Source organism: Planomonospora sp. ID82291, from assembly GCF_015711645.1.
GTDB lineage: Bacteria > Actinomycetota > Actinomycetes > Streptosporangiales > Streptosporangiaceae > Planomonospora.
In genome coordinates this window covers 375,685-392,390 of the sequence record NZ_JABTEX010000002.1, presented here as the reverse complement: position 1 = coordinate 392,390, position 16,706 = coordinate 375,685, and the positions used below count along the sequence as shown (strand labels likewise).

Below are 16,706 nucleotides of genomic sequence, written 5' to 3'. Positions count from 1 at the left end.
CCGCCTCCGCCCCCTAGGCTTCCGGCATGACGTCGAAGACCACTCCGGAGCAGCCGCTGCCGGTCCGCACCGTCCTGCAGATGGTCGGCGGCTGGATCGGCAGGCTCGGCACCGTCTGGGTCGAGGGGCAGATCACCGAGCTGACCGCGCGGGGCGGCACGGTGTTCCTGACGCTGCGCGACCCGGTGGCGAACGTGTCCACCAAGGTGACCTGTCCCCGCGGGGTCTACGAGGCGACCGTCCCCCGCCCGGTGGACGGCGCCCGGGTCGTGATGAATCTGAAGCCCGACTTCTGGGTCAACCGGGGCTCCTTCGCGTTCACCGCCCTGGAGATGCGCCCGGTCGGCGTCGGCGAGCTGCTGGCCCGGCTGGAGCGGCTGCGCCAGGTGCTCGCCGCCGAGGGGCTCTTCGCCGCCGACCGCAAGCGCCGCCTGCCGTTCCTGCCCGGCACGGTCGGGCTGATCTGCGGCCGCGACTCGGCGGCCGAGCGCGACGTGCTGGAGAACGCGCGGCGCCGCTGGCCCGCGGTGCGGTTCAAGGTCGAGCAGGCGGCCGTGCAGGGACCGTACGCCGTGGGCGAGGTCACCGAGGCGCTGCACCGGCTCGACGCCGACGGCGAGGTCGAGGTCATCGTGATCGCCCGGGGCGGCGGGTCGATGGAGGACCTGCTGCCCTTCTCCGACGAGGCGCTGGTCCGGGCGGTGGCCGCGTGCCTGACGCCGGTGGTCAGCGCGATCGGCCACGAGCAGGACGGCCCGCTGCTCGACCTGGTCGCCGACGTGCGGGCCTCCACTCCGACCGACGCGGCCAAGAAGGTCGTGCCGGACGTCGGCGAGCAGCTCGCGCTGGTGCGCCAGCTCCGCGACCGGGGCCGCCGGGTGGCGGGCGGCTGGCTGGACCGCGAGACGGCCTGGCTGGCGGCGGTCCGCTCCCGGCCGTCCCTGTCCGACCCGGTCCGCGAGATCGAGCGCCGGGCCGAGCAGGCCGAGCAGCTGCGGGACCGGACCCGGCGCGCGCTCACCGGCTCCCTGGACCGCGCCCAGGACTCCCTCGGCCACCTGCGCGCCCGCCTGGTCGCCCTCTCCCCCGCCGCCACCCTGGAGCGCGGCTACGCGATCGTGCAGCGCCCCTCCGGCGACGTCGTACGGCGGGCGGCCGACGTGACCGGAGGCGACGAGCTGACGGTCCGCTTCCCCGACGACCGGATCACGGTCGTCACCGCCCGGAGGGATCCCGGCGCGTGAGCGGGGAGGTCGTCACCGCCCGGAGGGATCCCGGCTGCCCGGAGGGACCGGGAAGGCGCCCGCCGGTCAGACTGAGGGACCCGGGAAGGCGCCCGCCGGGCGAACCGGGTCAGCAGGGGTCCCGCCAGGTGAGCGAGGGGTAGCCGTCCTCGACGAAGCCGAGCTCGCGGTAGAGCGGCTCCCCGTCCGAGGTCGCGTGCAGGTCCACCTTCCGGACGCCGCCCGCCCGGTACCAGTCCAGGAGCGCGCCCAGGACGGCCCGGCCGTGTCCCCTGCGCCGGTGCCGGGGGTCGGTGGTCATCCCCTGGATGTAGCCGTACCGGCCGTCGGGGAGGGACGGTCCCGGGAAGCGGTTGAAGACCAGGCCGATCCCGCAGGAGGCGAGGCCTCCCCCGGGGGCGTCCACCACGTAGACGGCCGTGTCGGGGGTGCCGATCCGCTCGGCGAGGCTGTCGGCGTAGGACTCCTGCCAGTGCTCGGAGAGCGGGTAGGTCCCGTCCCTGGCCATCCGTTCGGTCAGGATCTCCCGCAGGCGGACCAGCTCGGGGATGTCGCCGGGGGTCGCGTCACGCACACTCACCCCGCCAGTCTTCCAGCCGTCCGGTGGCGCTCCGTCAGGCCGGCCTGACGGGCCGGGCCGCGGGCTCACTCCCCGGAGGCCGGGCGCCCCCGGTTCCGACGGCGCAGGAGGAGGAGCCCGGGCACGCCGAAGAAGAGGACCGAGACGACCGAGTTGCCGGCGAGGCCGAACACCACGTCGCCGTGGTCCTCGTAGCGCACATGGCCGTTGATCAGGAGCGGGGTCGTGAGGGCGTTGCTCACCGTATGGAGCACCACGCCGGGCCAGATCGAGCCGGTCCGCACGCGCATCTCGCCGTAGAGGACGGCCATCGCCACGATGCCCGCGAGGAAGGTCGGCAGGTACCACGCCCACGGCAGCGTCGTGCTCTGGCGGAAGTCCGCCTGGGACATCCAGACGGTGTACAGCGGGAGGTGCCACAGTCCCCAGACCAGTCCGACGAGGACGTGCGGGGCGACACCGCGCAGGCCGAGCGCCATCGCGGTGCGCGTGCCGTAGCCGCGGAAGATGAACTCCTCCAGCAGGTTCTTGACCACCAGGAAGCCGAGCGCGGTGGCGAAGGCGGCGAGGAGGGGCTGCTCGCCGGCGCGCGGGGCGGCGGAGAACGTCGCGGCGCCGGAGGCCGTGGCCGCCGCCACCGCGACGGCGGCCACGGCCGGGGAGAACACCGCCGCGAACGCGAACCAGCGGGCCCGGCCCGCGAACCGCAGCGTGAGCCCCAGGCGTCCCGCGCCGTCCCGGTTGAGGAAGTACAGGACGAGCGCGGTCAGCGCCGGGACGGCGATCCACAGTCCCTGCCCGTTCGTGCCGCCGGCGGCGGAGGTCACGCTCCCGGTGCCGACGGTCTGCCCGGTGGCCCGGTCCATGGCGGCGAAGAGCCAGCCGCCGCCTACGGTGACGGCCGAGAAGACGGCGAAGTTGATCCGGGCGCGCAGGCGCGAGACCGGCCGGAGCCGCTCCGCGCCGTCCAGGGGGCGGGCCGAGGTGGTCATCATGACTCTCCGTTCGCAGGGGGGCCGTCCCCGGCGGGGTCGTCTCCGGGGACGGCCTCGAGCAGAGCGAGGGCCTCGTCGGCCCAGGCGATGGCGGCCACGGCGTTGTGCCGGCCGGCGGATATGGTCATCAGGACGTAGGGCAGGTCCGGAGAGCCCGCCTCCTCGGCGGAGATCGTGCGGGCCATGCCTTCGTACTCGGCCAGGCTCCGCTCGGCGTCCGCCCTGGTCTCCAGCAGCAGCTCCCGGCACTTGCGCACGCCCAGGGTCCGGCCGAAGAACAGCCGCAACAGGAGCCCGCTCCGCGGCGGCGTCGCCGCGATCGGCTCGCTCAGCAGCTCGCGCAGGCGGGCGCTTCCGGAGTCGGTGATGGCGAAGGTCGACGAGCCGGAACGCGACCCCTCGCGGCGTTCCACGTGGCCCTGCTGTTCGAGGGCGCCGAGCGTCGGGTAGATCTGCCCGAAGCTCTCGCTCCAGAAGTGCCCGAGCACATCCCGGATGGCCTCCCTGAGCGCGTAAGCCGTCATCGGGTGCATGCTCAACGCCCCCAGCACCGCCGTCTCCGTCTGACTTCGCCGTGCCATCGACGCCTCCCTATCTCTGTTAGATATATCTAACAGAGATAGGAGAGTACGGCAATCGTCCGCGCAGGGGACCGGAGATCCCTCTCCCCGCCGAACCCGGTACGACCCCGCCCCGGCGTCCACGCCGGGGCCCGCCGGTCCGGCCACGACCGGCCCGCCCGGCGGCGCACCGCTAGGGTGGGTGCGTGGCCGAGGAGAAGACACCGTCGTACGAGCAGGCTCGCGAGGAGCTGACCGAGGTGGTCCGCCGCCTGGAGGCGGGCGGGCTCACCCTGGAGGAGTCGATCGAGCTGTGGGAGCGCGGCGAGCGGCTGGCCGCGCTCTGCGAGGAGTGGCTGCAGGGCGCCCGGGTGAAGCTCGCCGCGGCCATGGCGCAGCGCGGGCGGCCCGACCCGGGCGGGGACGAGCCCTTCTGAGCCCTCCCCTGCGCCCTCCGCGGGGCTCCTTCCCCGGCCTCCGCGGGTCCGGCTAGGAGGTGACCTTCGGCTGCTGCTTCAGCGAGCCGGCGAAGGCGGTCAGCTCGTCCCACCCGGCGGTGCCGGTGACGACGATCACGCAGTCGGGCAGGATCCGCACCAGCGAGCGCTGGTCCTTGTCCTCCCGCTGGCGCTTCTCCCAGACCGCGCCGGCGATCGGGACGGTGCCCAGGGCCCGGTCGCTGTTGGCCATCCGGTCGGCGAACCCGGCGGCGGGCTTCTCGTCGCTCTGCGCGAGCATCACGTGCTCGCGCTCGCCGTCGGCGCCCTTGGCGGTGGCGAAGCCGAGCCGCCAGGTCACCACGCCCCGCTGCGCGGTCTTCCGGGAACTGGTGGGGATCCAGTCGGCGGGCACCGGCTCGGGCGTCCAGACCCGGTACGGCGCGTCCCGCCGCATGTTGGCGACGTCGATGGAGTAGTCGATCCTGGGGATGTGCTCTTCCCTGCTCTGCGGCGTGACCAACAGGAAGACGAACACGCCGAGGAGGCAGATCAGCATCGCGGCGACGTAGCCGCGGAAACCCTCAGTGAACCGTTGCACGAGTGGCGAGACTACCCGTCCGGGGGCGCGGTCCGGCCTGCAGGTGCGGCCGGGCGGGGTGTCACGCCTGCGGGCCGGGGATCCGCCCGATGATGGCGAGCACGTCCTCGGCGAGCCGGCGGGAGGCGTCCTCGTCCGGCGACAGGACGATCTCGGAGACGGCGGCGGCGAGCGCCCCGGTGACGACCACGACCAGCGCGCCCTCGTCGCCGTCGAACAGCGCGGCGTTGCGCTTGGCCCACTGGCGCAGCCGGTCGCGCACGACGAGCTCGAAGCCGGGCGGGCCGTCGCCGCGCAGGAACAGCGCGGCGAGCTCGCGCTCGGCCAGGCAGCCCTCCAGGTAGGCGCGGGCCCCGGCGATGAACAGCCGCATCGGGTCGGTCTCGCCCTCGGACCTGACCGTCTGGAGCGCCTGCTTGGTGCGCTGGGTCTGCCGGGCCTGGAACTCCTCGAAGAGGGTCAGGTAGAGATCGGCCTTGCCGGAGAAGTGGTGGTAGAGGCTGCCCACGCTCGCCCCCGCGCGCGCGACCACCTCGGTGACCCCGGCGTCGGCGAAGCCGCTCGTGACGAAGACCTCCCTGGCCGCCGCCAGGAGCGCGACGCGCGTGGCGGCGCCCCGCTCCGAGGTCCGTGCGGTCACGCCCGTCGCCGACCGATCCGTGTCGCTGCTCATGGTCGGCAGATTATCCCTTCCCGGGCAGGCAAGAGGGGGACAACTACGATCGTTGCAGTAATCCACGAGAGGGGCCTTTCGCATGTCCGAGCAGACCTCCGTTCCCGCCGCCCTCGCCACGGGCGCGCACGCGCCCGATCGCAACCTCGCCCTGGAGCTGGTCCGGGTGACCGAGGCCGCCGCGATGGCCGCCGCCCGCTGGGTCGGGCGGGGTGACAAGAACGGCGCCGACGGCGCGGCCGTCAACGCGATGCGCCAGCTGATCAACACCGTGTCGATGAACGGCGTGGTCGTGATCGGCGAGGGCGAGAAGGACAACGCGCCGATGCTCTACAACGGCGAGTCCGTGGGCGACGGCACCGGCGCGGAGTGCGACGTGGCCGTGGACCCGATCGACGGCACCCGCCTCACCGCGCTGGGCATGCCCAACGCCATCTCGGTGATCGCGGTCAGCGAGCGCGGCTCGATGTACGACCCGTCCGCCGTCTTCTACATGGACAAGCTGGTGACCGGCCCGGAGGCCGCCTCCTCGGTGGACATCAACGCGCCGGTGGCCGACAACATCGCCGCGGTGGCCCGCGCCAAGGGGTGCGAGTCCTCGGACGTGACCGTGGTCGTCCTCGACCGGCCCCGGCACGAGAAGATCATCAGCGAGATCCGGGAGGCCGGCGCACGGATCAAGCTCATCACCGACGGCGACGTGGCCGGTGCGATCATGGCGGCCCGCACGGGCACCGGCATCGACCTCATGCTCGGCGTCGGCGGCACGCCCGAGGGCATCATCGCGGCCTGCGCGCTCAAGTGCCTGGGCGGGGTGATCCAGGGCAGGCTGTGGCCGCGGGACGACGCCGAACGCCGCAAGGCGCTGGACGCGGGCCTCGACCTGGACGCCACGCTGACCACCGACGACCTGGTCAAGTCCGACGACGTGTTCTTCGCGGCCTCCGGGATCACCGACGGGGAGATCATGCAGGGTGTGCGCTACCGGGGCGGCCGGGCCGTGACCGGCTCCCTGGTGATGCGCGGCCGGTCCGGCACGATCCGCAAGATCGAGTCGGAGCACCAGCTCTGGAAGCTCCGCGCCTACAGCGCGATCAACTTCGACAGCGCCGGCTGAGGCCCGGCCGCGGGCGGGCCCGGCGCGTCCGCGGCCGGGCCGGGCCGGGAGCAGGCCGGAGAACCGGCCGCGGACCGACCGCGTGGACCCGCCTCAGACCGGCCGCGGACCGACCGACCGGCCTCAGACCGGCCGCGGAGCCGCTGGGGCCCGCGGGTCAGCGGCGGAACCAGGAACGGCGGGGCCGCTTGGGCGACTTGGCGATCACGCTGCCCATGGAGACGAGGCCGGTGATCTCGATGACCGGGCCGTCGGGAGAGGGGCGGACCTGGTTCCTCTTCCCGCCCAGGAAGATCGAGGCGGGCATCTCGATCCGCACGCCCTCCGGGACGACCAGCGTGAGCGTCCCCCCGATCACGGTGACCTGGAGGGTCACGTGGCTGGACTGGAGCAGCGCCTCGCACAGGTCCAGGGTGACGTTGGCGCAGACCGCGGTGGCGGAGAAGCGGGTGGGCACCACCCAGCGGCCCGAGCGCTTCTCCGAGCCGAAGAAGGCCGTCACGGGCCGGGCGTCGGTGCGCAGCGGCTGGGCCTCGGGCGGGAGCAGGTCGGTGGTGATCGCGGCGAGCTCGCCCAGCGTGCGGGCCCGGTAGACCGCCTCCAGCCGCTCCTCGTGCTCGTCGTGGTCCAGTCTGCCGTCGGCGAGCGCGTCGCCCAGGACCGCGGCCACCCGCTCCCGGTCGGAGTCCCCCGCCCGCAGGTCGCCGGGACGCGGTTCCGGCGCGTTCCCCCGGACCGCGGGACGCCTCGCCGGAGGCGGCGCGGATGGTGTCGCGGGAGGTCTGGGATCGTCCACGCCTCGACGATAATCCCTGCCGGAACCGGATGCGCCCGGCACGCGGACGACCGTTGACCCGGAGGAGAGACGCGCCTAGCCTGACGAGAACTTGAACCCCCCTCATGTTCTCTGGAGGTCGCGATGCCGACCCCGCGTGACCGGCAGGCACGGGTGGCGACCTGGGCCGCCTTCTTCGTCCAGGGCCTGTGCTTCGCCACCCTGCTCACCCACGTGATCGACCTGCAGCGCGCGTTCGGCCTGAGCGACGGCGACCTCACACTGGTCCTGCTGCTGGTGCCGTTGATCGCGGGCGTCGGGAGCGTCGCCGCCGCCCCCCTGGCCGCGCGCTACGGCAGCGCCCCCGTCCTGAGGCTCTCCCAGCTCGCCGTCTGCGCCGTCGTGGTCCTGATGGCCTCCAACGACCGGCTCGCCGGGCTCTACGGCCTGAGCGCCGCCTTCGGGCTCTTCGTCGGGGCGGTCGACGCGGCCATGAACATGCAGGCGGTGGCGGTCGAGCGCCGGTACGGCATGAGCGTGCTGACCGGCTTCCACGCGGTCTGGAGCGTCGGCTCGATGCTGGGGGCCGGGCTCAACTCCGCCTTCAGCGCCCTGGAGGTGGACCTGTTCTGGGCCTTCTCCCTCCCGATGCTGCTCGGCGCGCTCGTCTCGCTGGCCCTGCTCCCCCGCCTGTACGGCGCCGCCGAGGAGCGGGCCCCGCGCCGGACGGCCGCAGATCCCGCAACGGAGCACACGGTGGAGGACGCCGCGCCGGTCCGGGTGCCGTGGCGGCCGATCATCCCGCTCTGCCTGGCGATGGCGTTCCTCTACGTCGGCGACGCGGCGGTCTCCAACTACGGCACGGTCTACATGGAGAAGGCGCTCGCCGCGAGCGGGTGGCTGGTGCCGCTGGCCTACTTCGCCTACCAGGCCGCCATGCTCCTGGCGCGGGTCCCCGGCGACCTCGCCGTCCGCCGCCACGGCCCGGCCCCCGTGGTCCGCGCGGGCGCGGTGGTCGGGGCGCTGGGCGCGCTCGGCGTCGTCGCCGCCCCCGGCCCGGTCGTGGCCGTCCTGGCGTTCGGCCTGGTCGGGGTGGGTCTGTCCGTCATCGCCCCGCAGTCGTTCTCGGCGGCGGGACGGCTCGGCGCCGGAGCCGAGACGGCGATCGCGCGGGTCAACCTGTTCAACTACGTCGGGTTCGTCGTCGGCGCCGCCGCGGTCGGCACGATCAACGACGCCGTGGACGTGCGGGCGGCGTTCGTGCCCGCGGTGGTGCTGATCGCCCTGATCGTGCCGCTGGCCGGCGGCTTCCGGCTGAGGACCGCCACCGCCGTCAGCGGGGGAGGTCCCCGGTGACCGCGGCGACGATCTCTCCGGCGCGGTGGGCCGGGAGCCGCGCGAACCCCATGACCAGGGCGGGCGGGCCCGGCCGGCGGCGCATCGGGCCCACCGGCTCGGCCGCCAGGCCACGGGCCCGGGCCGCCGCCGCGACGGCCCGCTCGTCCCAGCCGCCGGGCAGTTCGGCGAGCAGGTGCAGCCCCGCGGAGACGCCCCGCACCGTGATCTCGGGGAGGTGCTCGGCCAGGGCCCGTACGAGGGCGTCCCGCCGGGCCCGGTACTCCCGGCGCATCCGCCGCAGGTGCCGGTCGTAGGCCCCGGTCCGCAGCAGGTCCGCCAGCACGTGCTGCTCCAGCACCGGGGATCCCATGTCCTGCTCCGCCCGCGCCCGCCGTACCGCCGCGGCGATGTGCGGCGGGGCCGCCACCCAGCCGAGCCGGAGCCCCGGGGCCAGGGACTTGCTGACGCTCCCGGCGAGGACCACCCGGCCGGGGGCCAGTCCCTGCAGGCAGCCCACCGGGTCGCGGTCGAACCGGAACTCCGCGTCGTAGTCGTCCTCCAGGACCACCGCGCCCGCCGCCGCGGCCCACGCGGTCAGCTCCGCGCGGCGGCGCGGGGAGAGCACCACCCCGGTCGGGTAGTGGTGGGCCGGGGTGAGCAGCACCGCCCGCGCCTCCGTCGCGGCCAGCGCCGCCACGTCGACACCCTCCCCGTCGACCGGGACGGCGACCAGGTCGGCGCCCGCGGCCCGCAGCAGCGGCAGCTGGCGCAGGCCGGTCGGGTCCTCCACCGCGAGCCGTACGCCGCGGTCGCGGCCCGCCGGGCGCGCGGCGGGGCCGGTGAACCAGCCGAGGTCGCGGCCGGGTCGCGCCTCGGGGAAGCGCCCGGCGAGCACCTGGACGGTGAGGCTGAGCCCCTGGGCGACCCCGCCCACGATCACCAGGTCGTCCGGGTTCGCGTCGGCGCCCCGGACCCGGCGCAGGTAGGCGGCCAGCTCCTCGCGCAGCTCGCGGACGCCGCCGGGGTCGCCGTAGTCCAGGCCTCCGGCGGGCAGGGAGGCGAGCACCCGCCGGGTCGCGGCCAGCCACCGCTCCCGGGGGAAGGTCCGCAGGTCGGGAGAGGTGGGACGACGCCCGTAGTCGTGCTCGCGGACCTCCGCCCCGGATGCGCCGGGGCCGGCCCCGGCGGTACGGCCCGCGGCGGGCGCCACCCGGGTCCCGGCCCCGATCCGCGCGACCAGGAACCCCTCGGCGACCAGCTGCTCGTACGCCTCGACGACGACGCCCCGCGACAGCCCGAGGTCCCTGGCCAGCTCCCGGCTCGCCGGCAGCCGCGCCCCGGCGGTCAGCCGGCCCTGCCGTACGGCCTCGCGCAGCTCGCGGGTGATCTGCCCGGCGATCCCGCCCGCGGCCCGGTCGACGCTCAGATGGAGATCGGCCAATTGGTCCTCTCTCCTCCGCGATGATTGGACTGAACGAGGAAACCATTATCTCCCTAGCATTCCGGGCATGAGCGACACCCTCACCATCCGCGCGGCCCGGTTCCGCGGTCCCGCCCAGGCGGCCGGGGCGATGTTCCTGGTGGGCACCCTGGCCGGGGTCTCCGGTCTGATCGGGGACTATCCGGTCTACGGCGGGCAGGCGGTGCGCTACCTGCTGGCCGCGGTGATCCTGCTGGCCGTCGTCCGGCTGTCGGGCCTGCGGTTCGTCCGGCCGTCGCCGCGCGAGGCCGCCCTGCTGGCCGCCCTCGCCCTCACCGGGCTGGCGGTCTTCAACGTCTGCGTGATCGAGGCCACCCGGCACGGGGGGCCCGCGCTGGTCGGCACCGTGCTCGGCACCGTCCCGCTGGCGCTCGCCCTGATCGGCGGACGGCCCTCCCCCCGGGTGCTCGGGGCGGCGGCGGTCGTGGTCACCGGGGCCACCGTGGCCACCGGCCTGGGCAGCGGCGAGCCGGCCGGGCTGCTGTGGTCGCTGGGCGCGCTGGCCTGCGAGGTCTGCTTCTCGGTGCTGGCCATTCCGCTGCTGCCCCGGCTGGGCGCGCTGCGGGTCTCGGCCTACTCCGCCGCGCTGGCCGTACCGCTGCTGGGGGTGATCGGGCTGCTGGCCGACGGGACCGCGGCGCTGCGCGCGCCGACCGCCGCCGAGGCGGCGGGCCTGGGCTACCAGGCGGTCGTCGTCACCGCCGTGGCGTTCTTCCTCTGGTACGACGCGCTGCCCCGGCTCGGCGCCGCCGCGGCCGGGCTGTTCGCCGGGCTGATCCCGGTCGGCGCGATGGCCACCGGCGCGGTGCTCGGGTTCGGCGCGCCGTCCACCGCCGACCTGGCCGGGGCCGCGCTGGTCGTCACCGGGATCGCCGTCGGGCTCACGGCCGGATCCGGGCGCGGAGAGGCCGTCCCCGGCCGACCGGCGTCCGCGGTGGCGGAGCGGGCCTGATGGGTGACGGCCCGACCGGCGTCCGCGGTGGCGGAGCGGGCCTGACGGGTGACGGCGCGTCAGCGGTGCAGCGGGCGCTGGTCCTTGTTCTCCTCGGCGACCATGTGGAGCACGATGGTGAGCAGTGACCCCACGAGCCCGCCGATGATGAGCAAGCCGATGGCGAACAGAACATAAGAGCCGATTTCCATGATTTTCCCCTGAGATGCCGGACATCCAGTTCATACGGCCTCAATGTCCATCCTCCGCCGGTCGTGCTCCCCGTGCGGGCAAGGAACGGCACGGAAACCGCATGGGCCCGCCAAGGGCGTTCCCCCGGACGGGCGCCGGGCGCGGGAAGGGGCGCCCGGATCCGGCCCGCGGTCCTCAGCGGCGGGCGATCGGCCACTCCTGGTCCCGGGCGCCCAGTTCGTGCAGAACGAGCCCGATCAGCGGCACGAGCAGCCCGGCGAGCACCAGAAGGCCGAATCCCAGCATCACGATCTGACTGGCTTCCATGGCTTCCCCCTCGGTGGAGCGGAATGGATCCTTTCCCTCATCCCTCCGTCGCCGCGCGGGCAAGCGGACGTCCCGGGCGCGTCATGGTTCGCCCAATCCGCCCGGAAGGCGGCAGCGCCCGGCGGGAGCCCGCGGAGCCGTACGGCGGACGCCTTCCGGAACGCCCGGCGGGAGGCCGTACCCTCTAGCAGGAGCCGGCGAGAACCGGCAGAAGGCCCCGGCACGGAGGATCGAAGACGATGCCCGAGTTCGACTACACCGACCTGCTCCCCCTGGGAACGGACGAGACGGAGTACCGCCTGGTCAGCAGCGAGGGGGTGCGCGTCGTCGAGGCCGCGGGCCGCAGGTTCCTGGAGGTCGACCCCGAGGCGCTGCGGCTGCTCACCGAGACCGCGATCCACGACATCTCGCACTACCTCCGGTCGTCGCACCTCGCCCAGCTCCGGAAGATCATCGACGATCCCGAGTCCAGCGGCAACGACCGCTTCGTCGCCCTCGACCTGCTGAAGAACGCCTCCATCTCGGCCGGCGGCGTGCTGCCGATGTGCCAGGACACCGGCACCGCCATCGTGATGGGCAAGCGCGGCCGGCACGTGCTGACCGACGGCGCCGACGCCGCGCACATCTCGCGCGGCGTCTACGACGCCTACACCCGGCTGAACCTGCGCTACTCGCAGATGGCCCCGATCACCATGTGGGAGGAGAGGAACACCGGCTCCAACCTCCCCGCCCAGATCGAGCTGTACGCCGAGGACCCGCACGGCCACCCGGACGAGTACAAGCTGCTGTTCATGGCCAAGGGCGGCGGCAGCGCCAACAAGTCGTTCCTCTACCAGGAGACCAAGGCCGTCCTCAACGAGAAGCGCATGCTGGCCTTCCTGGAGGAGAAGATCCGCTCCCTGGGCACCGCGGCCTGCCCGCCGTACCACCTGGCGATCGTGGTGGGCGGCACCTCGGCCGAGTACGCGCTGAAGACGGCGAAGTACGCCAGCGCCCGCTACCTGGACTCCATCCCCACCTCCGGCTCCCCCAGCGGGCACGGCTTCCGCGACACCGAGCTGGAGGCCAAGGTCTTCGAGCTCACCCAGAGGCTCGGCATCGGCGCCCAGTTCGGCGGCAAGTACTTCTGCCACGACGTCCGGGTGATCCGCCTGCCCCGGCACGGCGCCTCCTGCCCGGTGGCCGTCGCGGTCTCCTGCAGCGCCGACCGCCAGGCCCTGGCGAAGATCACCCCCGAGGGGGTCTTCCTGGAGCGGCTGGAGACCGACCCGGCCCGGTTCCTGCCGGACACCACCGACGAGCACCTCTCGGACGACGTGGTGAAGATCGACCTCAACCGGCCGATGGCGGAGATCCTCGCCGAGCTGACGAAGTACCCGGTCAAGACCCGCCTCTCGCTGACCGGCCCGCTGGTCGTCGCCCGCGACATCGCGCACGCCAAGATCGGCGAGCTGCTCGACGCGGGCGGCGAGATGCCGCAGTACCTGAAGGACCACGCCGTCTACTACGCCGGTCCGGCCAAGACCCCCGAGGGCTACGCCTCCGGCTCCTTCGGCCCGACCACCGCCGGTCGCATGGACTCCTACGTCGAGCGCTTCCAGGCCGCGGGCGGCTCCATGGTGATGCTCGCCAAGGGCAACCGCTCCAAGCAGGTCACCGAGGCCTGCCAGCGGTACGGCGGCTTCTACCTGGGCTCCATCGGCGGTCCGGCCGCCCGCCTGGCCCAGGACTGCATCCGCAAGGTCGAGGTCCTGGAGTACCCGGAGCTCGGCATGGAGGCCGTCTGGAAGATCGAGGTCGAGGACTTCCCCGCCTTCATCGTGGTCGACGACAAGGGCGAGGACTTCTTCGTGGACCGCACCGGCCCGGCCCTGTCCATCGGCCGCCGGAGCTGACCGCGGGGTTCGGGGACGGGCCGGCGGGGCGGGAGGCGGTGACCGGGACACGGTGACCGGGGCACGGCCGCCGGGCCGCCGTGACCGCGGACGCCGTGAGCGCAGACGCCGGGACCCGGGGACGCTCAGTCGGTGAGGAAGTCGACGAGCGCCTTGTTGACCTCGGCGGCGTGGGTCCACAGCAGGCCGTGCGGGGCGCCGTCGATCTCGACGTAGGCCGCCTCCGGCAGTGCCTTGTGCAGCTGACGGGCGGTGGCATCGATGGGCAGGATGCGGTCGGCGGTGCCGTGCAGGATCAGCGCGGGGATCCCGGAGGCGGCGATGGCGGCGACGTCGGCGCGGAAGTCGGTGATCCAGGTCGGCACGCACGCGGCCGAGGCGTAGGCCGAGGACCCGGCGGCCACGTTCCAGCTCGACCGCAGGGCCGCCTCGCTGAGACGTCCGCCGAGGTTCTCGTCGGTGTTGTAGAAGTCGGCGTAGAAGGCGTCGAAGTAGGCGTAGCGGTCGTCGGTGACGGCCTGGAGGATCCCGTCGAAGACGGACTGGTCGACGCCGTCGGGGTTGTCGTCGGTCTTGAGCAGGAACGGCTGGAGCAACGCGAGGAAGGCGGCCTTGCCGACCCGCTCGGTGCCGTAGGTGCTCAGGTAGCGGGTGACCTCGCCGCTGCCCATGGAGAACCCGACGAGCACGGCGTCGCGCAGGTCGAGGGTGCGCATCAGGACGTCGAGGTCCGCGGCGAAGGTGTCGTAGTCGTAGCCCGTGGTGGGCCGGCTGGAGCGGCCGAACCCGCGCCGGTCGTAGGTGATGACCCGGTGGCCGGTCTCCAGCAGGGCCGGGAGCTGCTTCTCCCAGGAGTGCCCGTCGAGGGGGTAGCCGTGGATGAGCACGACCGGCCGGCCGGCGCCGTGGTCCTCGTAGTAGAGCTCGACGGGGGTGGAGTTCTCGGTACCGACGGTGATGTAGGCCATTTTCATTCCTTCGTGGTGCATGAGATCACTACTGGGGCGAATGTACGGATTAACTGCGGCGAAGAGGTGAACGGGACGGGACGCGGAGGCGGCCCGGCGGCGGCCGCCAGAGATCGGGGAGCACCGGCCGCCCTGCGGACACCCGTCCGGCGGCTCCCCCGCGGCGGTGCGATCGATCCTCTAGCGGCGGCCGGCGGCGGCGCGCTCGATCAGGTCCGCCACCGCGTCGGGGCGGGAGACCAGGACGGCGTGCGAGGCGCCCTCGACCTCGACGGCGGCGCGGGCCCCGGCGCGCTCGGCCATGAAGCGCAGCGAGGCCGGCGGGATGTTCTTGTCGCCGGTCGGGATCAGCGCCCAGGAGGCGACGTCCTTCCAGGCGGGGGCGCCGGAGGGCTCGTTGAGCGCGGCGGCGGTGACGGGGCGCTGGGCGGCGGCCATCAGCTTGGCGTCGCGGGCGGGGACGTCGTGGGCGAACTGCTTGCGGAACCTGTCCTGGCGGACGTAGAGGTCGGTCCCGCCGCCGGGCAGCGGCACCTCCCGCAGGGTCTCGCCGAGGGTGCTGCCGGGGTACTTGCCGGCCAGGTCGGCGGCGCTCTCGCCCTGCTCCGGGATGAAGGCCGCGACGTAGACGAGGGCCTTGACGGCGTCGTTGCCGCGGGCCGCGTTGGTGATGACCGCGCCGCCGTACGAGTGGCCGGCCAGGACGACGGGGCCCTTGACGCTCTTGAGCAGGGCGGCGGTGGCGGCGGCGTCGTCGGCCAGGCCGCGCAGCGGGTTCGCCGACGCGATCACGGTGTAGCCCCGGCGCTGGAGCCGCTCGGCCACGCCGTTCCAGCTGGAGGCGTCGGCGAACGCGCCGTGCACAAGCACGATGGTGGGCTTGGCCGCGTCCGCGGTTCCGGCGGAGGCCCCGGCGGAGGCCGCCGGAGCGGCGGCGGTGAGCGCGGAGGCCGCGGCGGCCGTGGCGAGCAGAGCGGTGAGGGGGCGGGCGAAGCGGGTCATCGGGTCCTCCGGGGAAGCGGTTTTTCGAAGTGATCAAAACGTACCCGATTACATCGTACACGAGATAGTCGACAGCGATGTGATCTGCATCACCCTCGGGACCGTCGAGGACGGCGCGACGGGCGCCCCGCCATAGGTCCGGTCCACGCCGGTGAACCGGGGGGCCGCGCACCACGTGCCCGGGGCCAGGAAGGTCACGTCGGCCTTGACGCCCGCCTCGCCCAGCCTGGCCTCCAGCCCGGCGGGGTCGCGCAGCTCGTTGACGGCGACCCTGACCGTGCCGTCCGCTCCCTCGGTGACCGCGTAGGCGGCGGTCTCGGTCCCGGTAGCTCAGTTCGGCCCGCGCGACGAGCAGCAGCACGTCGCGATCGGCCTGCGCGAGCCCCATCAGGGCCAGCGCGAGCGGCCGGTTGACGGCCAGGGCGGTGACCCCGTCCTCGATCCGGGAGCCGGACAGCTCCGCCGGGTGCACGCCGCTGCGGACATACGCGCGGCAGAGGCCCGTCTCGGTGCGCCGCCGGCGGCCGATCAGGTTGGAGGCGATGCCGTACAGCCACGGCCGGGCGTCGGAGCGGCTCCGGTCGTAGTCGCCGCGGCGCTGGAAGGCGGCCAGGAAGGTGTCGGCCACCACGTCCTCCGCCGCGCTGGGGCCCAGGCGCCTGGTCACGTAGCGGTGCAGGAGCGGCGCATGCCGGTCGAACAGGACGGCGAAGACCTCGGATTCGTCCAGTGATCTCCCAATGAGGATCGCGTCGTCGACTTCGGCGACTTCGGCGACTTCGTGGAGGATTGTCATGCATGCCGACCTTTCCTGGCGTTTGCGGTCATCTGTACTTGTCGCATCGGGCCGGAATCCTTCACAGGGGCGACCGGCGGCCCTGCGGCCGCCGGTCAGGGGACCGGTCCCGCTTCAATAACGGGAGATCGAATCGCGCACGATCCGGTCGCCGTCGCCCTTTTCCGCCTACACTCGGTCCATGGACTCGGACACGCACCGCCCCGGCACGGACGACCCGCGGGCCGGCGGCTCCGGACCGCTGGCCGCGATGCTCTGCTTCGACCTGTACGCCGCCTCACGCAGCGTCACCTCCGTCTACCGCACCCTGCTCGACCCTCTGGGCCTGACCTATCCGCAGTACCTCGTGATGGTCCTGCTCTGGCGGCGGGAGGAGAGCCCGGTCCGCGCGATCGTCGACGAGCTGCGGCTCGACTACAACACCGTCTCCCCCCTGCTCAAACGCCTGGAGGCGAACGGCCTGCTGGAGCGGCGCCGGCGCGCCGACGACGAGCGTTCCGTGACCGTCACCCTCACCGAGGAGGGACGGGCCCTGCGGGAGCGGGCGCGGCACATCCCGGACGTCATCGGCGAGGCCGTGGGCATCGACGGCGCGGCCATCGTCCGGCTGCAGGGCCTCCTGCACACCCTCACCGACTCGGCCGCGGCGTACGCGGCGCGCACGCCGTCCGGCACCGCCCGCACGGCATCCGGTTCAGGGAGCTGACGCCCCACCACCCCGCCCCGCCCCGCCGGGAACCGTCCCGTCCCGCCCCGCCGGGGACCGTACGGCCCGGCGCCGATCCCCGGAACCGA

The 16,706-nt window shown here is 73.8% G+C and carries 18 protein-coding genes and 1 pseudogene; 7 read left to right on the top strand and 12 right to left on the bottom strand.

Translation table 11 applies throughout. The features are described from left to right. Positions 1 to 26: 26 nt before the first annotated feature. On the top strand, positions 27 to 1,244 hold the full coding sequence (xseA, locus tag HS045_RS12745; RefSeq protein WP_196451508.1) for an exodeoxyribonuclease VII large subunit: 1,218 nt from the start codon (positions 27 to 29) through the stop codon (positions 1,242 to 1,244). Between the two features lie 109 nt (positions 1,245 to 1,353). On the opposite strand, the gene HS045_RS12740 is transcribed toward xseA, so the two are convergent. The 3 genes from HS045_RS12740 to HS045_RS12730 form a co-directional block, all read right to left on the bottom strand. Next, a complete protein-coding gene (locus HS045_RS12740) occupies positions 1,354 to 1,824 on the bottom strand; it encodes a GNAT family N-acetyltransferase (protein ID WP_196451507.1) in 471 nt (156 codons plus the stop codon). Positions 1,825 to 1,889: 65 nt separating this feature from the next. Continuing rightward, positions 1,890 to 2,819 carry a CPBP family intramembrane glutamic endopeptidase gene (locus HS045_RS12735; protein WP_196451505.1) on the bottom strand — a complete coding sequence of 310 codons (930 nt, stop codon included), beginning with the start codon at positions 2,817 to 2,819 and terminating at the stop codon, positions 1,890 to 1,892. Next, complete coding sequence (locus HS045_RS12730; RefSeq protein WP_196451503.1) at positions 2,816 to 3,400, bottom strand: PadR family transcriptional regulator; 585 nt, start codon at positions 3,398 to 3,400, stop codon at positions 2,816 to 2,818. The genes HS045_RS12735 and HS045_RS12730 overlap by 4 nt, the downstream gene beginning before the upstream one ends. A gap of 185 nt (positions 3,401 to 3,585) precedes the next feature. On the opposite strand from HS045_RS12730, the gene HS045_RS12725 reads away from it, so the two are divergent. Continuing rightward, entirely contained in the window at positions 3,586 to 3,816 is a 231-nt protein-coding gene (locus HS045_RS12725) for an exodeoxyribonuclease VII small subunit (protein WP_196451502.1), read from the top strand. Positions 3,817 to 3,868: 52 nt separating this feature from the next. On the opposite strand, the gene HS045_RS12720 is transcribed toward HS045_RS12725, so the two are convergent. Then, positions 3,869 to 4,417, bottom strand: a complete 549-nt coding sequence (locus HS045_RS12720) for a DUF4245 domain-containing protein (protein ID WP_196451501.1) — start codon at positions 4,415 to 4,417, stop codon at positions 3,869 to 3,871. 61 nt (positions 4,418 to 4,478) lie between these two features. Beyond that, positions 4,479 to 5,090 carry a TetR/AcrR family transcriptional regulator gene (locus HS045_RS12715; RefSeq protein WP_196451499.1) on the bottom strand — a complete coding sequence of 204 codons (612 nt, stop codon included), beginning with the start codon at positions 5,088 to 5,090 and terminating at the stop codon, positions 4,479 to 4,481. Between the two features lie 82 nt (positions 5,091 to 5,172). On the opposite strand from HS045_RS12715, the gene glpX reads away from it, so the two are divergent. Then, positions 5,173 to 6,207 carry a class II fructose-bisphosphatase gene (gene glpX, locus HS045_RS12710; protein ID WP_196451498.1) on the top strand — a complete coding sequence of 345 codons (1,035 nt, stop codon included), beginning with the start codon at positions 5,173 to 5,175 and terminating at the stop codon, positions 6,205 to 6,207. Between the two features lie 157 nt (positions 6,208 to 6,364). Here glpX and HS045_RS12705 read toward each other — a convergent pair whose 3' ends face one another. Next, entirely contained in the window at positions 6,365 to 7,003 is a 639-nt protein-coding gene (locus HS045_RS12705; protein ID WP_196451497.1) for a DUF1707 domain-containing protein, read from the bottom strand. Between the two features lie 123 nt (positions 7,004 to 7,126). On the opposite strand from HS045_RS12705, the gene HS045_RS12700 reads away from it, so the two are divergent. After that, complete coding sequence (locus HS045_RS12700; RefSeq protein WP_196451496.1) at positions 7,127 to 8,338, top strand: MFS transporter; 1,212 nt, start codon at positions 7,127 to 7,129, stop codon at positions 8,336 to 8,338. Here the strand turns inward: HS045_RS12700 and HS045_RS12695 are convergent. After that, entirely contained in the window at positions 8,316 to 9,761 is a 1,446-nt protein-coding gene (locus tag HS045_RS12695; RefSeq protein WP_196451495.1) for a PLP-dependent aminotransferase family protein, read from the bottom strand. The genes HS045_RS12700 and HS045_RS12695 overlap by 23 nt on opposite strands. Before the next feature lie 67 nt (positions 9,762 to 9,828). Between HS045_RS12695 and HS045_RS12690 the strand changes: the two genes are divergently transcribed. Then, positions 9,829 to 10,752, top strand: coding sequence for a DMT family transporter (locus HS045_RS12690; protein ID WP_196451494.1), 924 nt, complete (start codon positions 9,829 to 9,831; stop codon positions 10,750 to 10,752). Between the two features lie 59 nt (positions 10,753 to 10,811). Here the strand turns inward: HS045_RS12690 and HS045_RS35420 are convergent, their stop codons facing one another. Beyond that, a complete protein-coding gene (locus tag HS045_RS35420) occupies positions 10,812 to 10,943 on the bottom strand; it encodes a hypothetical protein (RefSeq protein ID WP_255531805.1) in 132 nt (43 codons plus the stop codon). 175 nt (positions 10,944 to 11,118) lie between these two features. Next, a complete protein-coding gene (locus HS045_RS35415; RefSeq protein ID WP_255531804.1) occupies positions 11,119 to 11,250 on the bottom strand; it encodes a hypothetical protein in 132 nt (43 codons plus the stop codon). Positions 11,251 to 11,489: 239 nt separating this feature from the next. Between HS045_RS35415 and HS045_RS12685 the strand changes: the two genes are divergently transcribed. After that, positions 11,490 to 13,145 (top strand): fumarate hydratase, encoded by a 1,656-nt coding sequence (locus HS045_RS12685; RefSeq protein WP_196451493.1) that lies wholly within the window; start codon positions 11,490 to 11,492, stop codon positions 13,143 to 13,145. 125 nt (positions 13,146 to 13,270) lie between these two features. Here HS045_RS12685 and HS045_RS12680 read toward each other — a convergent pair whose 3' ends face one another. The 3 genes and pseudogenes from HS045_RS12680 to HS045_RS34495 all read right to left on the bottom strand — a co-directional run. Then, the gene (locus HS045_RS12680) at positions 13,271 to 14,113 is read right to left on the bottom strand and encodes an alpha/beta fold hydrolase (protein WP_196451492.1); all 843 of its coding nucleotides are present in this window, start codon (positions 14,111 to 14,113) and stop codon (positions 13,271 to 13,273) included. A gap of 180 nt (positions 14,114 to 14,293) precedes the next feature. Next, complete coding sequence (locus tag HS045_RS12675; RefSeq protein WP_196451491.1) at positions 14,294 to 15,115, bottom strand: alpha/beta fold hydrolase; 822 nt, start codon at positions 15,113 to 15,115, stop codon at positions 14,294 to 14,296. Between the two features lie 565 nt (positions 15,116 to 15,680). Next, positions 15,681 to 15,911, bottom strand: a pseudogene (locus tag HS045_RS34495) (RNA polymerase sigma factor); the annotation flags it as partial. A 181-nt stretch (positions 15,912 to 16,092) separates the two neighbouring features. On the opposite strand from HS045_RS34495, the gene HS045_RS12665 reads away from it, so the two are divergent. Then, positions 16,093 to 16,617 carry a MarR family winged helix-turn-helix transcriptional regulator gene (locus tag HS045_RS12665; protein ID WP_374191380.1) on the top strand — a complete coding sequence of 175 codons (525 nt, stop codon included), beginning with the start codon at positions 16,093 to 16,095 and terminating at the stop codon, positions 16,615 to 16,617. Positions 16,618 to 16,706 lie beyond the last annotated feature (89 nt).